The sequence below is a fragment of the Vibrio sp. 811 genome, assembly GCF_033339195.1.
This window is the reverse complement of the sequence record NZ_JAWOUB010000064.1, coordinates 1-1,573: the sequence shown is the minus strand read 5'-3', so window position 1 is coordinate 1,573 and position 1,573 is coordinate 1. Positions and strand designations below refer to the sequence as shown.

The 1,573-nt window shown below is 49.1% G+C and carries 1 protein-coding gene; it reads right to left on the bottom strand.

What is annotated here, in order from left to right:
* Nucleotides 1–1,573, bottom strand: a 1,573-nt coding sequence (locus R7Q46_RS24790) for a VCBS domain-containing protein (RefSeq protein WP_318077877.1), incomplete at both ends; no start/stop codon positions are given.

The window sequence follows — 1,573 nt, the reverse complement described above, 5'->3', positions numbered from 1 at the left end:
CCCACACCGGTAAGGTCATCTTCATCGACACTTAACGCATCCACCGCTGTGATGGTCGGTACATCATCAACAATCGTAACTGGAATGGTTTCTGTGACAGTGTCGCCATCAAAGTCGGTTGCAATAATTGGGAAGTTCAGTGTCAACTCATCACTATCAACAGCGTGATCAATCGGCCCTTCAAGTGTGAAGTTGTAAGAGCCATCAGTATCTACTGTCAGAGTAAATACTGGGTTTCCACCCGCAGTCGCTTCATAAGTGAAACTACCATCACCATTTGCGGTTTCTGTCAGTGTGACAGCCGCGCCTTGCGATGTTAAACCGTCCACTGGTGTTGCTGAAGCATCGAGTTGGTAGCTCACCACTCGGTCTGAACCTTGTGTGGTGGTGAAGTTACCATCAATAGAAATTGGATTGCTTTGGTCTGAGCCAATTGACGCTAGGTCATCTTCATCAACCGTAATGGCGTCGACGTCAGTAATCACTGGCTTATCGTCCACAATGGTAACCGGGATAGTGGCGTTTGTGGTATCGCCATCAAAGTCTGTTGCGATGATTGGGAAGTTCAGTGTCAACTCGTCGCTATCTACCGCGTGGTCGATTGGACCTTCAAGCGTGAAGTTATAGCTACCATCAGTATTCACGGTCAGCGTAAAGACCGCTTCACTACCCGCCGTCGCCTCGTAAGTAAAGCTACCGTCGCCATTTGCGGTTTCAGTTAGCGTAACTGCCACGCCTTGTGATGTAAGGCCAGCTGCTGGTGTTGCAGACGCGTCAAGCTGATAACTCACCACTCGGTCCGAGCCTTGTGTGGTGGTGAAGTTGCCACCGATTGAAATTGGGTCAGTCTGATCCGAACCAATCGTGCTTAAGTCATCTTCATCGACGGTAATCGCATCTACATCGGTAATGGTTGGCTTATCGTCCACGATGGTGACTGGGATCGTTTCTGTGGTGGTATCACCATCAAAATCCGTCGCGATGATTGGGAAGTTCAGTGTCAGCTCATCACTGTCTGTCGCATGGTCGATAGGACCTTGCAGCGTGAAGTTGTATGAACCATCCGTATTAACGGTCAGCGTAAATACGGCTTCAGTTCCTGCTGTTGCTTCATAAGTGTAGCTACCATCACCGTTTGCGGTTTCAGTCAGCGTCACTGCCACACCTTGCGATGTTAGACCATCAACTGGCGTTGCAGCAGTATCTAATTGGTAGCTTACTACCCCATCAGAGCCTTGCGTTGTAGTGAAGTTGCCATCGATTGAAACTGGATCTGATCCGTCAGAGCCAATCGTCGCTAAGTCATCTTCATCCACGCGGATTGCGTCTACGTCAGTGATGGTTGGTTTATCATCAACGATGGTGACAGGCAGTGTTTCTGTCGACGTATCGCCATCAAAATCTGTTGCGATAATCGGGAAGTCGATTTGTAGACTGTCACTATTCACCGCATGGTCTAGTGGGCCCTGCAGAGTAAAGGTGTAGCTGCCGTCTGACTTCACCACCAATTCAAATACGGCATTGCCATCTGCTGTGGCTGTGTAAGTAAAACTGCCGTCGCCGTTAGCAGTTT